Genomic DNA, 20,716 nt, shown 5'->3' on the forward strand with positions numbered 1-20,716 from the left:
ACTTCCATAGACATATTATTTACAGCCCGCAATAGGTGATCGTCAAACTCATGAATCGATCCGGCAAGCCAGCCAGAAGCCAGCCAGCCATCAACAATTTACCGACTGGAGACTTTGAATGGGGCTGGTTAAGTCGCGTGCCGCGACCCTTATGGGTGGCGTGGCGCTTGCAATCGTGGCTGCGCAGGGCGCCGCAGCACAGAATGTCAACACGACCAATGTGACGCTGCTGGAACGCCTGGTGATCGGCGCGGGTGCGCCGAAAGTGGCAATCGATACGCCGCAGGCGGTGACGGTCATTGACCAGGAAGATCTGGACAAGACCCAGGCCACGACGGTTGGCGATATTTTCGAAAGCGTTCCCGGTGTGACGATGCTCGGTTCGGACAATGTCCTGGGCCAGGCGTTCAATATCCGCGGTATCGGCGTGACCGAAAACACCGCTGACGCGGCCCGCATCATCATCAATGTGGATGGTGTGCCGAAATTCAACGAGCAATACCGTATGGGCTCGTTCTTCTCGGAGCCCGAGCTGTACAAGCAGGTAGAAGTGCTGCGTGGTCCTGCGTCGTCCACGCTCTACGGAGCCGGTGCCCTCGGTGGCGTGATCAACTTCACCACCAAGGACGCATCCGACTTCATAGCCGACGGCAAGACCGGCGCTATCCGCGCCAAGGCCTCCTACGATTCCAACGGCGATGGTACGCTGCTCTCGGGTATCTGGGCGCACCAGCTCAACGAGACGTTCGACATCCTCGCTGCAGGCAACTGGCGCCGGGCCGAAGACTTCACCTTCGCCGATGGCACCATCGGTCAGGGTACCGACTTTTCGACACTCTCAGGCCTGATCAAGGGCACTGCCCAGTTTGGCGAGAATGACGAGCAGGTGCTCCGCCTGTCCTATCAGCGCTGGAATTCGGATGATCCGGACCAGCCCTATGTGCAGACTCAGATCGATCCGGCGTTCAACACTGCCTTTGGTTTCACCGACCGCACTGTGACCGACGACACTGTCGTCCTGTCGTATGAGAATCCGGCCAGCGACAATCCCTGGCTCGATACGAATATCCAGCTCTCATATTCGAACACGCAGAATAGCCAGTCTGACGGCACCTCGTCGGCCATACCTGGCGTCCCAAGCACGGCAATTCTGGATGACACGACCTATGTGTACCGGAACTACCAGCTAAAAGCTGACAACACCGTCGAGTGGATTGGCGACAACTTCGAAAACTACTTCACCTTCGGCTTCCAGGCCAGCCATCAGGATCGCCTTGCCGAACGTCCGAACCCGTCGAGTGCCCAGCGTTTGCTGCAGCACCCGGAAGGCACCGAGGACAAGCTGGGCTTGTTCGTGCAGAACGAGTTCGTCTACGACGAGCGCCTTACGTTGATCGCCGGTATGCGCGGCGACTTCAGCGCCATTTCGCCTTCAGCGGAAATCACGGGCGCACGCGATATCAGCAACGAAGCGTTCTCACCCAAGATCGCGGCACTTTACGACATCAATGACAATATCGGCGTGTTCGGCTCGGTCGCCTATACTGAACGCCTGCCGACCATCGATGAACTCTACACCGTTCAGAACAGCGGCGCGGGCATGAACATGGACCTGCTCAAGGAACGGGCGGTCAACTATGAGCTGGGCGGCACGCTGTCCGGCTTCGATCTGATCCAGTCTGGCGACCAAGCATCGCTGAAGCTCACGGGCTTCTACAATGACCTGCACGACCTGATCGCAACCAGCGGCTCGCGCTCGTCGGCAACCTTCCCGGCTGTCGTCTACTACGCCAACGTCGATCGGGCCCGCATTTACGGCATCGAGGCGGAAGCGGCCTATAACTCGGACCTGTTCTTTGCCAATCTCGCCTATACGGCGACCTGGGGCTACGACAACAGCAACGATCGTCCGCTGCGCGCAATTCCGGCTCACCGCGTCGTGCTGTCAGCTGGTGCCCGTGTTCCCGAGTTCAATCTTGAAGTGGGTGCACGCGCCAAGCTTGTCTCGGATTCCGAAAACAGTGTAGCAGCCACCACCACAAGCCCCGTGGTACCGCGCGACGGCTACCAGAGCTACGATCTCTTTGCATCGTGGAAGCCCGATACCGGCGTGTTTGCCGGCACCACGCTGCAGGCGTCGATTGAGAACATCTTCAACGCCGATTACCGCGACAACCTCTCGCAGACGGATTCTAAGGGCCGCACATTCAAGCTGACCCTGTCCAAGCAGTTCGACTACTAAGTCCTGCTGACCCCCTACCCATGCATTGAACGCTACGCTCGCCCGGAAGGGCGGGCGTTTTTGTTTGTCGCACCAGCGCGGAGGGTTGACCGTTGCAGGAGACCTCCCTGCCCGGCTGTGTCAGCGGCGACCGTTCCATCACAAGCAAAAGGGCGGCAGCACGATTGTGCTGCCGCCCTTCAAATCGGGATCGCTCCCACGTGACCTGCCCTGCAGATCAGAAGTTCCAGTCTTCGTCCTCGGTGGAAATGGCCTTGCCGATGACATAGGACGAGCCCGAACCCGAGAAGAAGTCGTGGTTCTCGTCGGCGTTCGGCGACAGGGCCGAGAGGATTGCCGCGTTGACCTTGCAGGCCTCGGGCGGGAACAGGGCTTCGTAGCCCAGGTTCATCAGCGCCTTGTTGGCGTTGTAGTGGAGGAACTTCTTGACGTCCTCGGACAGGCCGACGCCGTCATAGAGTTCTTCGGTATAGCGGGCTTCGTTGTCATAGAGCTCGAGCAGGAAGTCGAAGGCGAAATCCTTGATCTCCTGGCGGCGCTCTTCGGAGACGCGTTCCAGCTCGCGCTGGAACTTGTAGCCGATGTAATAGCCGTGCACGGCCTCGTCCTTGATGATCAGGCGGATGAGGTCGGCGGTATTGGTGAGCTTGGCGCGGCTCGACCAGTACATGGGCAGGTAGAAGCCGGAATAGAACAGGAAGCTTTCGAGGAAGACCGAGGCGACCTTCTTCTTCAGCGGATCGGCGCTGTCATACTGCTCCATGATCAACGAGGCCTTGCGCTGCAGGAACTCGTTTTCTTCCGACCAGCGATAGGCGTCGTCGACGTCCGGGGTCAGGCAAAGCGTCGAAAAGATCGACGAATAGGAACGGGCATGCACCGCTTCCATAAACGAGATGTTGGACAGCACCGCCTCTTCATGCGGGGTCTTCGCATCAGCCATCAGTCGAACGGCGCCGACGCCGTTCTGGATAGTGTCGAGCAGCGTCAGGCCGGTGAAGACGCGGATGGTGAGCTGCTGCTCGAGCGGGTTGAGCGTTGCCCAGGACGGGATGTCATTGCTCAGCGGCACCTTTTCAGGCAGCCAGAAATTGGAAGTCAGGCGGTTCCAGACCTCGAGATCCTTGTCGTCCTGGACACGGTTCCAGTTGATGGCGCGGACGCGGCTGAGCGGCTTGATGTGAACGTTCATGTCGGGTCCTTGTGTCAGAGCGCGCAGGAAACGCAGCCCTGCACCTCCGTGCCTTCCAGCGCCATCTGGCGCAGGCGGATGTAATAGATGGTCTTGATGCCCTTCTTCCAGGCGTAGATCTGCGCCTTGTTGATATCGCGGGTGGTCGCGGTATCGCGGAAGAACAGTGTCAGCGACAGGCCCTGGTCGACGTGCTGGGTGGCTGCGGCATAGGTGTCGATGATCTTTTCCGGACCGATCTCATAGGCGTCCTGGTAATATTCCAGGTTGTCATTGCTCATGAAGGCAGCCGGATAGTAGACGCGGCCGATCTTGCCTTCCTTCCGGATCTCGATCTTGGAGACGATCGGGTGGATCGAGGAGGTCGAGTGGTTGATGTAGGAGATCGAACCGGTCGGCGGCACGGCCTGCAGGTTCTGGTTGTACATGCCGGTCATCATGACCTTGGCCTTCAGATCCTTCCAGTCTTCCCGGGTCGGGATGTGAATGCCGGCGTCTTCGAACAGCTTGGCAACCTTTTCGGTGGCCGGCAGCCATTCTTGGTCAGTGTACTTGTCGAAATATTCGCCTGACGCGTATTTGGAATTGCCGAAGCCCTTGAAGGTCTCGCCGCGTTCTGTGGCGATCAGATTTGACGCCCTGACGGCGTGGTAAGCCACGGTCAGGAAGTAGATATTGGTGAAGTCGACACCTTCTTCCGAACCGTAGAAGATGCGCTCGCGGGCCAGATAGCCGTGCAGGTTCATCGCGCCCAGGCCGATGGCATGGCTCTCGTCATTGCCCTTGGCGATCGAGGGAACGGACGAGATATTGCTCATGTCCGCCACGGCGGTCAGCGCACGAATGGAAGTCTCGATGGTCTTGCCGAAATCTTCGGAGTCCATCGCATTGGCGATGTTCAGCGACCCGAGATTACAGGAAATGTCCTTGCCCATGTGGTCATAGGACAGGTCCTCGTTGAAGGTCGAGGCATCGCTGACCTGCAGGATTTCCGAGCACAGGTTGGACATGGTGATGCGGCCGGCGATCGGGTTGGCCTTGTTCACCGTGTCCTCGAACATGATGTAGGGATAGCCGCTCTCGAACTGGATCTCGGCGATGATCTGGAAGAATTCGCGCGCCTTGATCTTCTTCTTCTTGATGCGGCCGTCCTCGACCATCTCGCGGTACTTCTCGGTGACCGAAATCTCGGTCATCGGCACGCCATAGACCTTCTGCACGTCATAGGGCGAGAAGAGGTACATATCCTCGTTGTTCTTGGCGAGTTCGAAGGTGATGTCGGGGATCACCACGCCCAGCGACAGCGTCTTGATGCGGACCTTTTCGTCGGCATTTTCGCGCTTGGTGTCGAGGAAGCGCATGATGTCAGGGTGATGGGCATGCAGATAGACTGCGCCCGCGCCCTGACGGGCGCCGAGCTGGTTGGCGTAGGAGAAGCTGTCTTCGAGCAGCTTCATCACCGGCAGCACGCCCGAGGACTGGTTCTCGATCTGCTTGATCGGGGCGCCCATCTCGCGAACATTGGTGAGGCTCAGGGCCACACCGCCACCGCGCTTTGAGAGCTGCAGGGCCGAATTGATCGAGCGGCCGATCGATTCCATATTGTCTTCGACACGCAGCAGGAAGCAGGAAACGAGCTCGCCGCGCTGCGCCTTGCCGGCATTGAGGAAGGTGGGCGTCGCCGGCTGGAAACGGCCGGCCATGATCTCGTCGACGAGATTGCGGGCCAAGACTTCGTCGCCCCGGGCCAATGCCATCGCCACCATGCAGACGCGGTCTTCATAGCGCTCGAGATAGCGCTTACCGTCGAAGGTCTTGAGCGTATAGCTGGTGTAGTATTTGAACGCGCCGAGGAAGGTCGGGAAGCGGAATTTCTTGTCGAAGGCGTGGTCGAACAGGTCGCGCACGAAATTGAACGTGTACTGATCCAGCACAGCGCGCTCGTAATAGCCCTCGGTGGTCAGGTAATCGAGCTTTTCGCGCAGATTGTGGAAGAACACGGTGTTCTGGTTCACATGCTGCAGGAAATACTGCTTGGCCGCCTGCTTGTCCTTGTCGAACTGAATATTGCCGGCCTCGTCATAGAGGTTCAGCATGGCGTTCAGCGCGTGGAAGTCCAGGCTTTGATCCTGGCCCTGACCCTTGGCGGCAGGGCGTTCTTCGGTGCGGTCTAGTGTGAGCGTGTCCAAAACTCTTCGAGTCCCTGTCTGACATTGGCGACGTCCTCAGCCGTTCCGAGCAGTTCGAAGCGGTAGAGAAGCGGCACGGCGCATTTTTGCGAGACGATGTCGCCCGCTATGCAATAGGTCGTGCCGAAATTGGTATTACCCCCGGCGATGACGCCGCGGATCAGGTTGCGGTTGGCGGCTACATTGAGAAACTGGATGACCGGCTTGGGCACCGCACCCTTGTTTCCCAAACCACCATAGGTGGGGACGACAAGCACATAGGGCTCATCGACCAGGGGGGCAGCGGAGGCGGCGTCGACCGGCAGACGAAGGTTGGAAAACCCGAGCTTTTGTACAAAGCGGTGGGTGTTGTCCGACCTGCTGGAATAATAGACGAGCGTCACCATGCCCCTGCCCCTGGGAAATCAGGCAAGGCCGCCGATCATGTCCGGGCGGAAGCCGGCCCAGTGCTGCTCGCCGGCAACGACCACGGGGACCTGACGATAGCCCAGGCCTTCGACCATGGCGTAGGCGTCTGCATCTTCGGAGATATCGACGACCGTATATTCAATGCCCTTGCGATCGAGCGCCCGGGTGGTGGCGGTGCACTGGACGCAGGCGGGCTTGCTGTAAACGGTGATGGTCATCAATCTATCCTCAAGAGAATTTCTGAATGCGAGGCGTCAACGGACAACGCACTACCTGTAGTGGCAGCAAGTTCCCCATTGGCCACCTCGCCCGGTGGCATGTGTTCGCGGTCGGCCCCGTGGGGTCGTCCGAAAGCAATCCGGGTGAACCGGACCGCTTCTTGTATTGGACGCCTGCCCTGGCTGTGGGTCGTTTTCGGCTAAGCCGCACACCCATCGTCGCTACAGACCGCTTGCGGCCCGGCGTAACCTCGAACGCTACATATAGTATGCGACACTTATTTTACGTCAACGGCTCGTGTGCCAATCATGGCAATTTATGGGCGTTGACAAGGAAGGCTGCCGAGTCGCGGCCTCTGGACCTCGCAAATGACAGTGCCATGACGCGAGACAGCCACGATAGGCCTGGTGGCTGGGGAAAGCGGTGATAAGCCCTCAAGCTGTCGCAAAAAGCCCTGCGACCGGGCGCTGATCGGCAGGAAACCGGCCTGTTGAAAGCGTAGAGACCATCATGAGTGCGGTCGGAACCGAAGGCCGGAATGACACAAGATGTGGTGCCCGTCAGCACGATTCACAACCAGGGAATCGCTTTCGGGGCGAATCGCGCATCTCCTAGTTGATACGCAGCCTTGCCTGCGCCGGGACCGTGCGTTCCCCACCCGGCCGGGTGCGCATGTCGCGACGGAAATCGCTGGGCGACATGCCGGAGATCTTGCGGAAGGCCTTGTTGAAGGCGCTGAGCGAGCCGAAACCGCTGTCCATGGCGACCTGCAGCACATTGGCGTTTTCCTGCATCAGCAGGGCCTGGGCATAGCTGAGGCGCATCAGGTTCACATAATCGTTGAGCGTCATCCCCGTCGACTTCTTGAAGACGTTCATCGCGTATTTGGGATGGATGTCGGCCGCCTGGGCAATGTCGGACGAATCGATTTCCTCGCGGAAATTATCCGCAATGAAATCGCAGATGCGCACCACGGTGGGCGAGGAGTGGTGATCGAGGCCGACGACTGCACTGGCGACCGGCGCGCGACCCAGCAGAAGTTCATAGGCATCAAAGCGGACGCGCTCGATGCGCAGCAACAGTTCCTCGATGGCCATGCTGGCCTTCATCGGATCGCCCGATCGCGCATAATTGTTCCACCGCTCGAAGTTCAGCGGGTCGGAAGCGTCGGTCGCCCTAGTGATCAGCGTCGCCCCCTGCATGAGCCTCGACTGCACATCCTGCGGCAGGCGGAGGCGAAAGAAGTGCACCAGCGGCAGATGCCCGCCGGCATAGACAACGTCGTCCGCGGCATCGTCGAGCTGATGGGGCAAACCACCCCAGAACAGGGCCATATCGCCCTGTTCGAAGCGGATATCGTGGCCGCTCATGCGGTAGTGCACCCAGCCGCGCACGATGTAGTTGACCTCGACCTGGGCATGCCAGTGCGGTGCTCTCATGACGGGAGGGGCAGCATTGAACATGGAGAGAACCGTCGGCAAGCGCTCCACGCCATTGGCGTCGGGGACGTAGTAGGTCCGGTCGTCCATCTTACTTTCCGCCAAGTCCGCCTGCCTTTTTAGATGGACGCCATTTGTAATATGAATAGCCTAGGGAGTGCTCAGAGGAAGAGCAAATGAAAAGGGAGGACTACAATGATCCGCAATTCTGCGCGGTTGACGCGCCTTGCCGCCCTGACGGGCGTGAGCATGCTGAGTGTGACTGCCGCCTTCGCCGGCGACATTTCCGTCTGGGTCTGGGACCCCAATTTCAACGGCAATGCGATGCGCCTTGCCGCCGAGCGCTATGAGGCCATCAACCCGGAAGCCAATGTCATCATCGATGACAGCTCCACCCAGGACGACATCCGCCTCAAGCTGCAGACCCAGCTGCTGGCCGGCAATACCGAGGGCCTGCCCGATATCGTGCTGATCCAGGACGACGTGGCCCAGAAATATCTCCAGTCCTTCCCCGGCGCCTTCGAGCCGCTGTCGGACACGATCGATATGGCGGCCTTTGCCCAGTACAAGGTTGCGGCGGCGACGCTGGACGGCAAATCATATTCGGTGCCCTTCGATTCCGGCGTGACCGGCTATTTCTATCGCTCGGACTATTTCAGCGAAGCCGGCTTTACCGCCGAAGACCTCGAAAACATCACCTGGGACCGCCTGATCGAGATCGGCAAGGTCGTGCAGGAAAAGACCGGCCACAAGCTGCTCGACGTCGACTTTGCCGAAACGGGCCTCGTCAGCGCGATGATGCATTCCACCGGCCAGTGGTATTTCAACGAGGACGGCAGCCTCAACATCCTTGAAAACGCCGCCCTCAAAAAGTCGCTCGAGACCTATGCCGCGCTGTTTGCCGCCGATCTGGTGCAGCCCGTGTCCGACTGGGCCGACTATACCGGCTCCTTTACCTCGGGCCGCACCGCTTCGGTGCCCGTCGGCGTCTGGATGACCGGCACGATCAAGGCCAATCCCGACCAGTCCGGCAAGTGGGCCGTCGCCCCGATCCCGCGCATGGATTTCGAAGGCTCGATCAACGCCAGTAACTGGGGCGGCTCGAGCTGGTTCGTGCTCTCCTCTGCGCCCAACAAGGAAGAGGCTGTGGACTTCCTCAACCAGATCTGGGCCCAGGACGTCGACTTCTACCAGGAAATCCTCGTCAATCAGGGCGCCGTCGGCTCGCTGCTCGCGGCCCGCGAAGGCGAAGCCTACCAGTCGTCGGACGAGTTCTTCGGCGGCGAAGCGGTCTGGCAGCGCTTCTCGCAGTGGCTGAGTGAAGTGCCACCAATCGACTATGGCCTGTTTACCGACGAAGTGCGCTCGGCCGTCGAGGCGCAGCTTCCGACGATCGCGCAGGGTGGTAGCGTTGACGAAGCCCTCCAGGCGATCAACGCTCAAGCCCAGCAGCAGACCCAGTAAACTCCCACTGGCCGGGCGCCTCCGGGTGCCCGGTTCATTCCACCAGTTACAACCGCAAGGGAGGGCGGCGCATTGGCACAAGGAAATCTCACCCGCCGGGAAGAGATAAACGGCTGGGTCTTCGTGGCACCGGCATTGGTCCTGCTCGGACTGTTCATGATCTACCCGATCGTCTGGTCGCTCTGGATGAGCCTGCAGACCGGTCGCGGCATGAACTTCAGCTTTGGCGGTTTCGCCAATATCATGCGCCTGACACAGGATGGCGTGTTCCTTCGGGCACTCGGCAATACGATGCTGTTCCTAGCCGTCCAGGTCCCGATCATGATCATTCTGGCCCTGCTCTTTGCGGTGGCGCTCAATGATCCCAAGCTCCGCTTTCGCGGCTTCTTCCGCACGGCGATCTTTTTGCCCTGCATCACCTCGCTGATTGCCTATTCGACCATCTTCAAGTCGCTGTTTGCGACCGAGGGCGTGGTCAATCAGACGCTGCTGGCGCTGCATATCATCGGCTCGCCGATCTCGTGGCTGTCCGATCCGTTCTGGGCAAAAGTGCTGATCATCCTCGCCATCACCTGGCGCTGGACCGGCTACAACATGATCTTCTATCTGGCGGCGCTGCAGAATATCGATCGTTCGATCTACGAGGCCGCCCGGATCGACGGCGTCCCCGCCTGGGCGCGCTTCCGCTACCTGACCATTCCCATGCTGAAGCCAGTGATCCTGTTCACCACCGTCCTTTCCACAATCGGTACCTTGCAGCTGTTTGACGAGGTGCAGAACATCACGCAGGGCGGCCCATCGGACTCCACGCTGACGCTCTCGCTCTATATCTACAACCTCACCTTCAAGTTCATGCCCAGCTTTGGCTATTCGGCCACCGTGTCCTGGGTCATCGTGGTGATCGTGGCCATTCTGAGCTTCCTGCAGTTCCTCGTCGCACGCGACAGGAGGACAGCATGACCCTGGCCTATATTCGCCGCGGGCTGGTCTATGTCCTGCTTTCGATCGCGGCTTTCGTGTCGATCTTCCCCTTCATCTGGATGGCGATCGGCACGACCAACAAGTCGGCCGAAATCATCCGCGGCAAGTCGAGCCCGGGGACGGCCCTGTTCGACAATATCGCGGCCTTCTTCACCCAGATCGATGTGCTGCGCGTGTTCTGGAACTCGATCCTGATCGCGGGCATCGGCACGGTCCTGACGCTGATCATCTCGTCACTGGCCGGTTACGCCTTCGAGATCTTCCGCTCCAGGGTTCGCGAGCGCATCTTTGCCTTCCTGCTGCTCTTGCTGTCCATCCCGTTTGCGGCGCTGATGGTGCCGCTGTTCGTGATGATTTCGCAGGCCAAGCTGGTCAATACGGCTGCCGCGGTGATCCTGCCGGGCATCGCCTCGATCTTCATCATCTTCTACTTCCGCCAGGCCACCAAGGCCTTCCCGCGGGAGTTGCGTGATGCCGCCAAGATCGACGGGCTCAAGGAATGGCAGATCTTTCTTTATGTCTATCTGCCCGTCATGCGCTCGACCTATGCGGCGGCGACCATCATCACCTTCATGGCCAACTGGAACAATTTCCTCTGGCCGCTGATCGTGTTGCAGACCGAAAACAACAAGACGATCACGCTGGTCGTGTCGGCCCTGACCTCGGCCTACACGCCCGACTACGGCATGATCTTCGTTGGCACCGTGCTCGCCACCCTGCCCACCCTCATCATCTTCTTTGTGCTCCAGCGCCGCTTCGTCGAAGGCATGCTGGGCGCGGTCAAATAGTCCGAACGGGAGACATCAACATGGCCAGTCTTGAACTGCGCGACGTCCGCAAGACGTTCGGATCACTGGAAGTCATCAAGGGCGTCAGCCTCGATATCGCCGACAAGGAATTCGTTGTCTTCGTCGGTCCTTCGGGCTGCGGCAAGTCCACCCTGCTCCGCATGATTGCGGGGCTCGAACAGATCAGCAGCGGCGACCTCGTCATCGGCAGCCAGCGCATGAACGAGGTCGATCCATCGCAGCGCGGCATCGCCATGGTGTTCCAGACCTATGCGCTCTATCCGCATATGACGGTGCGCGAGAACATGGGCTTTGCGCTCAAGTTCGCCGGCAAGTCCAAGGACGAGATCGCCCGCCAGGTCGAGGAGGCCGCGCGCATTCTCGAGCTTGGGCCTCTGCTCGACCGCGTGCCCAAGCAGCTTTCGGGCGGGCAGCGCCAGCGCGTCGCGATCGGTCGCGCCATCGTGCGGCATCCGGAAGTCTTCCTGTTCGACGAGCCGCTGTCCAATCTCGATGCCGAATTGCGCGTTCACATGCGCATCGAGATCGCCCGGCTGCACAAGGAACTCTCGACCACCATCATCTATGTGACGCACGACCAGGTGGAGGCCATGACGCTGGCCGACAAGATCGTCGTGCTGCGCGAAGGTGTGGTGGAACAGGTCGGCCGGCCACTCGATCTTTATGACGATCCGGCCAATCAGTTCGTGGCTGGCTTCATCGGCTCGCCCAAGATGAACTTTCTGCCTGGGACGATTTCGGCCAAGACTGGCGGCACCACGGTCGAGCTGACCGGCCTGCCGAATGCGAAAATCACCCTGCCGATCCAGGCGGGTTCGGTTGGCGACAAAGTCATCGTCGGCGTGCGGGCGGAGCATTTTGGCGAGGCCGGCGAAGGCGGCGTCGACATCGCGCTCGATGTGGATGTGGCCGAACACCTGGGCTCGACCAGCTACCTCTATGCCCATGCGGGCGGCGAGCGCCTTGTCATCGAACGCGAGGAATCGCGCCAGCAGATCAACCAGGACAGCGTGACGGTCTCGATCGACCCCAGGCGCGCCTATCTTTTCGACTCCTCCGGCCAGCGCCTCCGCTAGGCCCGATCCAACCTGCAGGCACCCTCGTCCGGAGGGCGCCTTGCCACGACATCAATTACAAGGACGCATTTCATGTCTGAAAAAATTCGCTGGGGCATCATCGGGCCGGGCAGCATTGCCAAGGCCTTCTGGGGCGGTGTTGCCGGCTCAAAGCATGGCGTGATCACGGCCATTGCCACGCGCGATCCCAATAAGCCCAACCTGGCGACCGATTTCCCCGGCGCCAAGGTTGTGCATGGCTATGACGCCTTGCTGGCCGATCCGGAGATCGACGCCGTCTATATTGCCGTGCCACATACCGGCCACGCCGAATGGGCGATCAAGGCAGCCGAAGCGGGCAAGCATGTGCTGGTGGAAAAGCCGTTTGCCCTCTCGTCCTTCGAGATCGACGCGGTGTTCCACGCCCATCGCAAGGCCGGCACCTTCGCCGGCGAAGCCTTCATGTATCGCCTGCATCCGCAGACGGCGAAGCTGGGCGAGTTGATCCGCTCGGGCGTCATTGGCGACGTGCGGATGATCCAGTCGAGCTTCGGCTTTTCCATGGGCAAGTTCCAGCCCGAACATCGCCTGTTCGCCTCCAAGCTCGCCGGTGGCGGCATTCTTGATGTCGGCGGCTATCCGGTGTCGATGTCGCGCTTCGTGGCCGGCCAGGCCATGGGTAAGCCCTTTGCCGATCCGGTCAAGGTTTCCGGCACGGCCAAGCTCAATGCCGAAGGCACCGACGATTGGGCTGCAGCGGTCCTCACCTTCGAGAATGGCATTGTTGCCCAGGTGTCCTGCGCGGTGATGGCCAATCTCGACAATGTGCTGCGCATCCACGGCTCGGAAGGCCGCATCGAAGTGCCGGACTTCTGGTTTGCCGGTGGCAATCGCGACAAGGGCGCAGGCCGGATCGACGTCATCAAGAATGGCAAGACCGAGACGATCAGCGTCAATGAAGAGCGCCATGTCTATTCGTTCGAGGCCGACGCGGCCGCCGAAGCCATCTTTGCCAAGCGGCAGGAACTGGCCGCGCCGGGCATGAGCTGGGCCGATAGCTTGGGCAATGCCCGGGTGCTCGACGCCTGGCGCAAGGATGCGGGGATCGAGTTCTCGGTCGAAAAATCCACCACGCGGGTCAATACGCTCGACAATCGCAAGCTCGGGCCCAACACGGGCGTCATTCCCAAGCGCAGCATTCCCGGTCTTGGTAAGCAGGCGTCCGCCGTGGCGCTGGGCTTTGAGGACTTCCGCAGCTTTGCCTCGGGCGCCATCCTGCTCGATGCCTTCTGGGAGAAGGGCGGCAATATCTTCGACACCGCCTTTGTCTATGGCTCGGGCTATACCGAAAAGCTGTTCGGCGAATGGCATAAAAACCGCGGCACCCGCGAAGGCGCCGTGCTGATCGGCAAGGGGGCGCATAGCCCGCTGGTCTATCCCGACGTCATCGCCAAGCAGCTGACGCAGTCGCTTGACCGTCTCCAGACAGACTATGTCGATGTCTATTTCATGCATCGCGACAATGTCGAAGTGCCGGTGGGCGAATTCGTCGATGCCATGGATGCCGAGGTGAAGGCGGGCCGCATCCGCGGGCCGTTCGGTGGCTCGAACTGGACCAAGGAGCGGTTCGACGAGGCGGTCGCCTATGCCGAGCGCACGGGCAAGACCAAGCCACAGGCGCTCAGCAACAATTTCGCGCTCAGCGAAATGCTGGTGCCGATCTGGGATGGCTGCGTCACCGCTTCGACCGACGAGTGGAAGGCCTGGCTCAAGGCGCGGCAGGTCACCAATTTCTCCTGGTCCAGCCAGGGTCGCGGCTTCTTCACCGACCGTGCCGGTCGCGACAAGACCGACAATGAGGAACTGGTGCGCTGCTGGTACAATGACAAGAACTTTGCCCGCCGCGACCGGGCCATCGAGCTGGGCAAGCAGCTTGGCCACAGCCCGATCCACATTGCGCTGGCCTTTGTGCTGGCGCAGGATTTCCCGTCGATCCCGCTGATCGGTCCCCGTACACTCGGCGAGCTGGACGACAGCCTCAAGACCTTCGAGATCAAGCTGACACCGGATCAGGTGGCCTGGCTGGACAACGGCTAGCACTGAATGAGGAGAGGGCCCTGCGGGGCCCTTTCTTTAGTCCGCCTGCCCCCAGCGCTGCGACCAGGTGGGGACGGGATCGCCGGGTGCCGGTTCGGCCAGGTAGATGGCACGGGCCATGGCGCGGCTGAGGCAGACTGCGGCAGCATGGCCGAGGCGCAGGATATCGAGCACCGGATCGGCGATCGGCTTGTCGCGTGTCGAGAGGGCAAATACCAGGTCGCCGTCAACCTGGCTGTGGGCGGGACTGGCACCGCGGGCAATGCCATCCTGGGCGGCGACGGCCAGGCGCTTGACCTGCGCCTTGGTCAGCAGGGCGTCGGTGGCGACGATGGCAATGGTGGTATTGGCCATGGGACCAGCCGGATCGCGTTTGGAGCGCGCGGTTTCTTCAAAGCTGAGGGGTGACAGGCGCGGGCCTAGTCCGCCGAATTCGCCCCCGGTTTCGAAGGGGGCGGCCCAGAAGTTGGGAGCATCGCCCATGGTGACGCTGCCGGTTGGATTGGCGACGACCAGGGCGCCCACGACATGTCCGCTGGGCAGCAGCAGCGAGGCCGAGCCAAGCCCACCCTTGAGATTGGCGGTCAGGGCGCCCGTCCCCGCGCCGGCGGTGCCAAGGGCGAAATCTGGGCCGGCGGCGTCAAGAGCGCGCGATCCGAGTGCCGGATAGGGATTGGTTTGCCAGTCCTTGGCGCCGCCGTTGAGCAGGTCGAAGACAATGGCGGCCGGGACGATGGGAATGGTCGCATCGCCGACACGGAAGCCGCGGCCAGCGCGGCGCAGGCCATCCACCACGCCCGAGGCCGCGTCCAGCCCGAAGGCGGAGCCGCCCGACAGCACCAGAGCGTCGATGTCCTCCACCAGCTTGTCGGGGGCCAGAAGGTCGGTTTCACGCGTTCCGGGCGAACCGCCCATGATGTCGACGGAGGCCACAAACGGCCGGTCGGCAGTCAGGACGGTCACGCCAGTCTTGATATGGCGGTCTTGCGCATTGCCGACCCGGAGGCCGACGATATCGGTAATGAGGTTGCGTGGGCCAGCAAGCAAATCTATTCCCCGTGGAAGGCAGGTTCGACCTGCCGCAACATCGGTCAAGGTCCGGCGCATATCGGGCATGTGGCGGGCAATTGTCCAGCCACCACAGTTTATCTCAGCCGGGCGCTCCAAACTGTTCATTGCCTGACGACGGTTACAGGTGTGTTGCCTCTTGCTCCGTCAGAATCCCTGCCCTATCTTCATCGTTGCGGAACGATGGTTTCGCATAGTTCTCAGGGCGGGGTGCAATTCCCCACCGGCGGTATAGGCAGCGATGCCTGAGCCCGCGAGCGCCTTTGGACCAATTGGTCCCTGGGGTCAGCAGATCCGGTTTGAACCCGGGGCCGACGGTCATAGTCCGGATGAAAGAGAACGGGATCAACGCTGCTTCGTCAGCGTCTGCGCATCATTGCGCCGGCGCCTGGGCAGCGAGACGTCTCGTAACCCTGAGGAAACTGGTTACGGAAAGGACGTTTTATGAACCAGGTTTCCTCGTCTTCCCAAAATGCGGCCACCGGCGCGCTGTTCATGGTCGTGGCGGCCGTGGCCTTTGCTGGCTCCAATGTGCTGCAATCAGTGCTGCCGACACCCGTCGAATATGGTGGTTTCGGGCTCAGTTCCACCGGCATGGCCTTCTGGCAATATGTCATCGCCTCTGTCCTGGCGCTGCCGTTGATCCGGCGCATCGGGCTCAAGAATCTGCGCACGCGGCATCCCCTGATCCATGAAGTCCGCGCGCTGGTTTCGGCGATCGGCGTGCATGTCTTTGTCTATGGTTTCGCCTCGGGTGTGCCGATCTGGCAGATGGTGACGCTGCTGGCGACCGGCCCACTGTTCATCATCCTCGGCTCGACGCTGTTTCTGGGCGAACGCGCCTCGACGGCCCGCATCTTTGCCGGTCTCATCGGCTTTTTTGGCGCCATCATCATCTCCGGTGTCGGTAGCGAAGGCTTGAGCCTCCACACTCTGGTGCCGATCGCGGCGGCGGCGCTGTGGGCGGTGACCGACGTGCTGACCAAGTATCTGGCCCGGGAGGAATCGCCCGAGACGCTGACCATTTCGCTGCTGGTGCTGATGACGCCGAACCACCTGCTGGTGCTGCTGGCCGTCAATGCCTGGGCCTGGCTGCTTCCGGCTGCCACGCCCGCCGGTCTTGCCGCCGGCTTCCCCTTTGCCCTGCCGGGCGGCACGGGACTATTGCTGCTTCTGCTGCTCGGCGCCTTGACGGCCGCAGCGCAATATCTGCTCGGCCATGCCTACAAGCTGGCCGATGCGACCTACCTGCAGCCCTTTGGCGACCTCAAGGTGCCGCTGGGTGGCCTTTTGGGCTGGATCGCCCTGGGCCAGGTCCCGGCCGTCTGGTTCTGGCCGGGGTTCCTGCTGATCATCGGTGGCTCGCTGCTGATCTACTGGACCGAATCCGGCAAGCGCCGCACGCGGTTCAGCGCCGCCTGAAGGCTCTGCACCCTCGGAACCACCTGACGGTCCGGGTCGTCAATCCGGGGTGAGGTGGTTCCTTGGCGTTTCGTCCCTCGACACGTGCGGAAGTCTCGCCCGGCCTTGCAGCGTCGCGATTACACGAGTGGGAAGCGGCTTTTCACCTCGGGGGCCGCGAGGCCCCCAATATGTTTTGTATGAAGAGGCTGGAGCCGCTTCCCACGATCCGGTTTTTCCTGCGCCTGCATCGAGCGGCGCTACCAAGGCGCCGGTGGTCAGCAGTACGCCGGTGCCGGGCGACCCCGGCTGCCAGCTCATCCCCGCCCGATGCTTCGTCGGCACCGCGTGTGTGACGGCGGGAACGGGATGATTATGCAGGAGGGTTGAGGGGGCGGGGAAAAGTATCTGGCAAATGAGCCGTAAGGGACTGACAGGACACTAAACAAAGTGAGATTGGGTGTGTCAGTTTCGGCGGATTGGTCGAGAGCCACGGTCAACCTTCTCCCCTTGAGGGAGAAGGTGGCTCGGCGCAGCCGAGACGGATGAGGGGTCCAGCGCTCACCATCAGCATTAAAGCATGGGATAGCTTGCCATTCAGGCATAGCCTTCATGGCCTTCTTCGCTCAAATCGCTCCACAGGAGCGATTTGCCCTTCGGGACACTCAGAAGCCCCTCACCCTGACCTTCCGCTGAACGCGTCAGGTCTGTCCCTCTCCCTCAAGGGGAGAGGGTTGAGATCGAGTGCGCGACAAGTCTGGGCCATTCGGGCGTCGCCCTCATGGCCTTCTCAGCTCAGATCGCTCCACTGGAGCGATCTGTCGGCTATGCCGCCGCCTCGAAGTCCCTCAAGGCGAGAAGGTTGAGCGCGGTGCGTGCGGGACCGTCGTGCCACGCCCTCGTGGTTCGAGGCTCGCGAAGAGCTCGCACCTCACCATGAGGGCTGCTGGAATGGCATCGCCAGACAGGACGACTTTGCGCTCCGCGCCACCGCCATTCGGCCGCAGGCCTCATTTGCCTAGTGCCCTAGAATCGCTCCACCGGAGCGATTTTTGGGCTTTGCCGCCGGGCCCTAGTGTTCCCGGGCGCGTTCCAGGATGCGTTTGCATTCGAGGAGTTCGCGGAGGACGTCGGAGAGTTTGTCGCGGCTTTCCTTGTCGAGGGCCGGATTGGAGAGCATCACGGCTTCTTCGATCTCGGCCTCGTCGCTGGCCTCTTCGGCCGCTTCGATCATGGGGAGCAGGTCTTCGAGCGGCTTGCCTTCGCCAACGGCGATGACATAGCGGCTGCCCTGATCCTTGAGGATGCGTTGCACACCCTTGATGGTGAAACCCTGATCATAGAGCAGGTGACGGATGCCGCGCAGCAGCATCACGTCCTCGGGGCGATAGTAACGCCGGCCGCCGCCACGCTTGAGCGGCTTTATGGTCGCGAAACGAGTCTCCCAGAAGCGAAGGACATGCTGCGGCAGGTCCAACTCATCGGCGGCTTCGGATATCGTCCGGAAGGCGTCTGGAGACTTATCCACGTAGGTCTAGACTCACTGGATGGCTTATTTTCCAGTAGGAACCATAGATTTGTTGATCTTGGACTTCAACACGTTGGACGGTTTGAACACAAGAACCTGCCGCGGCAGGATCGGCACCTCTTCGCCCGTCTTGGGGTTACGGCCGATACGTTCATTCTTGGATCGGACCTGGAAGGATCCGAAGGAGGAGAGCTTTACATTGGCGCCCGTGATCAGCGCATCGCCAATCAGTTCGAGAACGCGTTCGACCAGCTCGGCCGATTCCGTTCGCGACAGACCCACCGAACCGTAGACAGCTTCCGCCAGATCAGCTCGCGTAATCGTCTTCTGCGTCATTGACACCCCCGTTGTTGCCGAAAGGTCCAAATCCCCACGCCGAGACACGCCCATGTCCCTGTTCAGAACAGCCGTAAGCGCGCCCAAAAGGGCTGTGCCATGCCGCGGGAACCGTCCCTATCACTCAGCGCCCTGCCGTCACAAATCACTCGTGCGGCTCATTATTCGGGCGCTGCGTTCCTCCGCCCGATGTGACACTAACGCTTTGAAACGGTTATGGTCAATGCGGTCTATACAGTTACCAGCGAATGAGATTGGCGCCCCAGGTGAAGCCACCGCCCATGGCTTCGAGCATCACCAGATCGCCCTGCTTGATGCGCCCATCAGCAACGGCGACGCTGAGCGCCAGTGGCACTGAAGCCGCCGATGTATTGGCATGCAGGGAAACGGTCATCACCACCTTTTCGGGTGGGAGGCCAAGCTTTTTGCCGGCACCCTCGATGATGCGCTGATTGGCCTGGTGGGGAACGAACCAATCGAGGTCGTCTACCGTATAGTCGGCCTTCTCGAGCGCAGCATAGACCACGTCGGTGATCTTGCCGACCGCGTGGCGGAAAACTTCGGGGCCCTGCATGTGGACATGGCCGGTCGTGCCGGTGGTCGAGGGACCGCCATCCACATAGAGCTTGTCCCAGTGGTGGCCATCGGAGCGGAGCGCCGAAGAGAGAATTCCGCGCTCGGCTTCGCCATCGGCGAGTTCGATGCCTTCCACCACCATGGCCCCTGCCCCGTCGCCGAACAGCACGCAGGTGGTACGGTCGGTCCAGTCGAGCAGGCGCGAGAAGGTTTCGGCGCCGATCACCAGGGCGCGTTTGGCGAGGCCATTCTTGATATAGCTGTCGGCCGTGGTCAGGGCGTAGACGAAGCCCGAGCAGACGGCCTGAATGTCGAAGGCCATGCCGTGGTGCATGCCCAGCTTCATCTGCACCAGCGTTGCGGCCGACGGGAAGGTATAGTCGGGCGTGGTGGTGGCGACGATGATCAGGTCGATATCGTCGGGTGTTACACCGGCCGCGGCCATGGCCTTCTTGCCCGCTTCGACCGCAAGGTCGGAGGTGAACTGGCCCTCGGCGGCGATATGGCGTTCCTTGATGCCAACACGCTGCTGAATCCACTCGTCGGATGTATCGACGATCTTTTCGAGGTCTGCGTTGGTCAGCACCTTTTCGGGCAGGTAGCCGCCGACACCACGGATAATGGTACGCGTTCTGGTCACGCCGGTTTCGCCTCGGGTTCTTCTACTGCGGGGACAGCCGGAGCCGCCTTGATGGGGAAGCGCGTCATGGTCTCGCCGATCTTGTCGATCAGACGGCTTCGGGCCATTTCATAGCCCAGACCGAGCGCACTTTTGTAACCGATTTCATCAGTGCCGCCATGCGATTTGATGACAATGCCATTGAGGCCCATGAAGACGCCACCATTGAGCGTGCGCGGGTCCATCTTGCGGCGCAGGGCATTGAGCGCGGAGGTGGCAAAGAGCGCGCCGATTTTGCTCATGAGATTGGATTTGAGGGCGCTGCGGAGATAGGAGCCGACCTGGCGGGCGGTGCCTTCGGCGGTCTTGAGGGCGATATTGCCGACGAAGCCTTCGGTGACGACCACGTCGACCGTGCCCTTGCCGATGTCATCGCCTTCGACAAAGCCATGATAGGTGAAACCGGAGCCGGAGGCTTCGCTGAGGATCTTGCCGGCGTCCTTGATATAGTCGAGGCCCTTGACCTCTTCAGTGCCGACATTGAGCAGGCCGACGGAAGGGTTGTTGTCGTCGAACAGGCATCGCGCCAGCGCCGAGCCGAGAATGGCGTAATCGACGAGCTGGCGTGCGTCGGCGCCGATGGTGGCGCCCATGTCGAGCACGATGATGTCGCTGCGCAGGGTCGGCCAGATGGCGGCGATGCCGGGGCGGGAAATGCCTTCCATGGGGCGCAGGCAAAAGGTCGACATGGCCATCAGCGCACCGGTATTGCCGCCGGAGACGGCGACATCGGCTTCGTTGTCCTTGACGGCCTGGATGGCCATCCACATCGACGAGGTGTTCTTGCCCTTGCGCAGGGCCTGGCTCGGCTTTTCGTCCATGGCGATGACGACTTCGGCGTGACGGACGGTGGAAACCGGCTTCAGCGCCGGAAATTCGTCGAGCAGCGGGGCAATCAGCTCCTCGCGGCCATGGAAGATAAAGCGGGTGTTCTTGCGCTCGCGCAGGGCCAGGAAGGCTCCGTGAATGACCGCACGCGGCGCGTTGTCGCCGCCCATGGCATCCACTGATATTGTTATAGTATCGGTCATTT

17 protein-coding genes and 1 riboswitch are annotated in these 20,716 nt (G+C 61.0%); of the genes, 7 read left to right on the plus strand and 10 right to left on the minus strand.

The genetic code is table 11. The annotated features are described in order from the left end of the window. Positions 1 to 118 precede the first annotated feature (118 nt). Complete coding sequence (locus P0Y65_09585) at positions 119 to 2,242, plus strand: TonB-dependent receptor (protein ID WEK06470.1); 2,124 nt, start codon at positions 119 to 121, stop codon at positions 2,240 to 2,242. Between the two features lie 217 nt (positions 2,243 to 2,459). Here P0Y65_09585 and nrdF read toward each other — a convergent pair whose 3' ends face one another. The 5 genes from nrdF to P0Y65_09610 all read right to left on the minus strand — a co-directional run bounded on the left by nrdF (position 2,460) and on the right by P0Y65_09610 (position 7,779). Then, a complete protein-coding gene (nrdF, locus tag P0Y65_09590) occupies positions 2,460 to 3,434 on the minus strand; it encodes a class 1b ribonucleoside-diphosphate reductase subunit beta (GenBank protein ID WEK06471.1) in 975 nt (324 codons plus the stop codon). A gap of 14 nt (positions 3,435 to 3,448) precedes the next feature. After that, positions 3,449 to 5,554: a class 1b ribonucleoside-diphosphate reductase subunit alpha gene (gene nrdE / locus P0Y65_09595; GenBank protein WEK06773.1), complete on the minus strand. Its 2,106-nt coding sequence runs from the start codon at positions 5,552 to 5,554 to the stop codon at positions 3,449 to 3,451. Positions 5,555 to 5,604: 50 nt separating this feature from the next. Beyond that, on the minus strand, positions 5,605 to 6,009 hold the full coding sequence (gene nrdI, locus P0Y65_09600; protein WEK06472.1) for a class Ib ribonucleoside-diphosphate reductase assembly flavoprotein NrdI: 405 nt from the start codon (positions 6,007 to 6,009) through the stop codon (positions 5,605 to 5,607). An 18-nt stretch (positions 6,010 to 6,027) separates the two neighbouring features. Then, complete coding sequence (gene nrdH, locus P0Y65_09605; protein ID WEK06473.1) at positions 6,028 to 6,249, minus strand: glutaredoxin-like protein NrdH; 222 nt, start codon at positions 6,247 to 6,249, stop codon at positions 6,028 to 6,030. A gap of 612 nt (positions 6,250 to 6,861) precedes the next feature. After that, positions 6,862 to 7,779: a helix-turn-helix domain-containing protein gene (locus tag P0Y65_09610; GenBank protein ID WEK06474.1), complete on the minus strand. Its 918-nt coding sequence runs from the start codon at positions 7,777 to 7,779 to the stop codon at positions 6,862 to 6,864. Positions 7,780 to 7,884: 105 nt separating this feature from the next. On the opposite strand from P0Y65_09610, the gene P0Y65_09615 reads away from it, so the two are divergent. The 5 genes from P0Y65_09615 (at position 7,885) to P0Y65_09635 (ending at position 14,095) form a co-directional block, all read left to right on the plus strand. Beyond that, positions 7,885 to 9,153: an extracellular solute-binding protein gene (locus P0Y65_09615; protein WEK06475.1), complete on the plus strand. Its 1,269-nt coding sequence runs from the start codon at positions 7,885 to 7,887 to the stop codon at positions 9,151 to 9,153. 72 nt (positions 9,154 to 9,225) lie between these two features. Further along, positions 9,226 to 10,113 carry a sugar ABC transporter permease gene (locus P0Y65_09620; protein ID WEK06476.1) on the plus strand — a complete coding sequence of 296 codons (888 nt, stop codon included), beginning with the start codon at positions 9,226 to 9,228 and terminating at the stop codon, positions 10,111 to 10,113. Beyond that, positions 10,110 to 10,922, plus strand: a complete 813-nt coding sequence (locus tag P0Y65_09625) for a carbohydrate ABC transporter permease (GenBank protein WEK06477.1) — start codon at positions 10,110 to 10,112, stop codon at positions 10,920 to 10,922. The genes P0Y65_09620 and P0Y65_09625 overlap by 4 nt, the downstream gene beginning before the upstream one ends. A gap of 20 nt (positions 10,923 to 10,942) precedes the next feature. Further along, a complete protein-coding gene (gene ugpC / locus P0Y65_09630; GenBank protein ID WEK06478.1) occupies positions 10,943 to 12,019 on the plus strand; it encodes a sn-glycerol-3-phosphate ABC transporter ATP-binding protein UgpC in 1,077 nt (358 codons plus the stop codon). A 72-nt stretch (positions 12,020 to 12,091) separates the two neighbouring features. After that, entirely contained in the window at positions 12,092 to 14,095 is a 2,004-nt protein-coding gene (locus P0Y65_09635; GenBank protein WEK06479.1) for an aldo/keto reductase, read from the plus strand. A 36-nt stretch (positions 14,096 to 14,131) separates the two neighbouring features. On the opposite strand, the gene P0Y65_09640 is transcribed toward P0Y65_09635, so the two are convergent. Further along, positions 14,132 to 15,142: a P1 family peptidase gene (locus P0Y65_09640; protein ID WEK06480.1), complete on the minus strand. Its 1,011-nt coding sequence runs from the start codon at positions 15,140 to 15,142 to the stop codon at positions 14,132 to 14,134. 213 nt (positions 15,143 to 15,355) lie between these two features. Next, positions 15,356 to 15,508: riboswitch (FMN riboswitch) on the plus strand. Positions 15,509 to 15,607: 99 nt separating this feature from the next. Between P0Y65_09640 and P0Y65_09645 the strand changes: the two genes are divergently transcribed. Next, complete coding sequence (locus P0Y65_09645; protein ID WEK06481.1) at positions 15,608 to 16,585, plus strand: DMT family transporter; 978 nt, start codon at positions 15,608 to 15,610, stop codon at positions 16,583 to 16,585. A 1,051-nt stretch (positions 16,586 to 17,636) separates the two neighbouring features. Here the strand turns inward: P0Y65_09645 and P0Y65_09650 are convergent. The 4 genes from P0Y65_09650 to plsX all read right to left on the minus strand — a co-directional run bounded on the left by P0Y65_09650 (position 17,637) and on the right by plsX (position 20,714). Next, a complete protein-coding gene (locus P0Y65_09650) occupies positions 17,637 to 18,092 on the minus strand; it encodes a MerR family transcriptional regulator (protein WEK06482.1) in 456 nt (151 codons plus the stop codon). A gap of 24 nt (positions 18,093 to 18,116) precedes the next feature. Then, positions 18,117 to 18,428, minus strand: coding sequence for an integration host factor subunit alpha (locus tag P0Y65_09655; protein ID WEK06483.1), 312 nt, complete (start codon positions 18,426 to 18,428; stop codon positions 18,117 to 18,119). Between the two features lie 238 nt (positions 18,429 to 18,666). Beyond that, entirely contained in the window at positions 18,667 to 19,644 is a 978-nt protein-coding gene (locus P0Y65_09660; GenBank protein ID WEK06484.1) for a ketoacyl-ACP synthase III, read from the minus strand. Further along, positions 19,641 to 20,714, minus strand: a complete 1,074-nt coding sequence (gene plsX, locus P0Y65_09665; GenBank protein ID WEK06485.1) for a phosphate acyltransferase PlsX — start codon at positions 20,712 to 20,714, stop codon at positions 19,641 to 19,643. Before plsX ends, P0Y65_09660 begins: the two co-directional genes overlap by 4 nt. Positions 20,715 to 20,716 lie beyond the last annotated feature (2 nt).

Source organism: Candidatus Devosia phytovorans, from assembly GCA_029202405.1.
GTDB classification, from domain to species: Bacteria; Pseudomonadota; Alphaproteobacteria; order Rhizobiales; family Devosiaceae; genus Devosia; species Devosia phytovorans.

What these genes read in the sequence shown, in the direction of transcription:
- P0Y65_09625 (WEK06477.1), top strand. Translation starts at nt 10,110, where the DNA reads ATGACCCTGGCCTATATTCGCCGCGGGCTGGTCTATGTCCTGCTTTCG.
- P0Y65_09610 (WEK06474.1), bottom strand. Translation starts at nt 7,779, where the DNA reads ATGGACGACCGGACCTACTACGTCCCCGACGCCAATGGCGTGGAGCGC.
- nrdH (WEK06473.1), bottom strand. Translation starts at nt 6,249, where the DNA reads ATGACCATCACCGTTTACAGCAAGCCCGCCTGCGTCCAGTGCACCGCC.
- ugpC (WEK06478.1), top strand. Translation starts at nt 10,943, where the DNA reads ATGGCCAGTCTTGAACTGCGCGACGTCCGCAAGACGTTCGGATCACTG.
- plsX (WEK06485.1), bottom strand. Translation starts at nt 20,714, where the DNA reads ATGACCGATACTATAACAATATCAGTGGATGCCATGGGCGGCGACAAC.
- P0Y65_09655 (WEK06483.1), bottom strand. Translation starts at nt 18,428, where the DNA reads ATGACGCAGAAGACGATTACGCGAGCTGATCTGGCGGAAGCTGTCTAC.
- P0Y65_09585 (WEK06470.1), top strand. Translation starts at nt 119, where the DNA reads ATGGGGCTGGTTAAGTCGCGTGCCGCGACCCTTATGGGTGGCGTGGCG.
- P0Y65_09635 (WEK06479.1), top strand. Translation starts at nt 12,092, where the DNA reads ATGTCTGAAAAAATTCGCTGGGGCATCATCGGGCCGGGCAGCATTGCC.
- nrdF (WEK06471.1), bottom strand. Translation starts at nt 3,434, where the DNA reads ATGAACGTTCACATCAAGCCGCTCAGCCGCGTCCGCGCCATCAACTGG.
- nrdI (WEK06472.1), bottom strand. Translation starts at nt 6,009, where the DNA reads ATGGTGACGCTCGTCTATTATTCCAGCAGGTCGGACAACACCCACCGC.
- P0Y65_09645 (WEK06481.1), top strand. Translation starts at nt 15,608, where the DNA reads ATGAACCAGGTTTCCTCGTCTTCCCAAAATGCGGCCACCGGCGCGCTG.
- P0Y65_09615 (WEK06475.1), top strand. Translation starts at nt 7,885, where the DNA reads ATGATCCGCAATTCTGCGCGGTTGACGCGCCTTGCCGCCCTGACGGGC.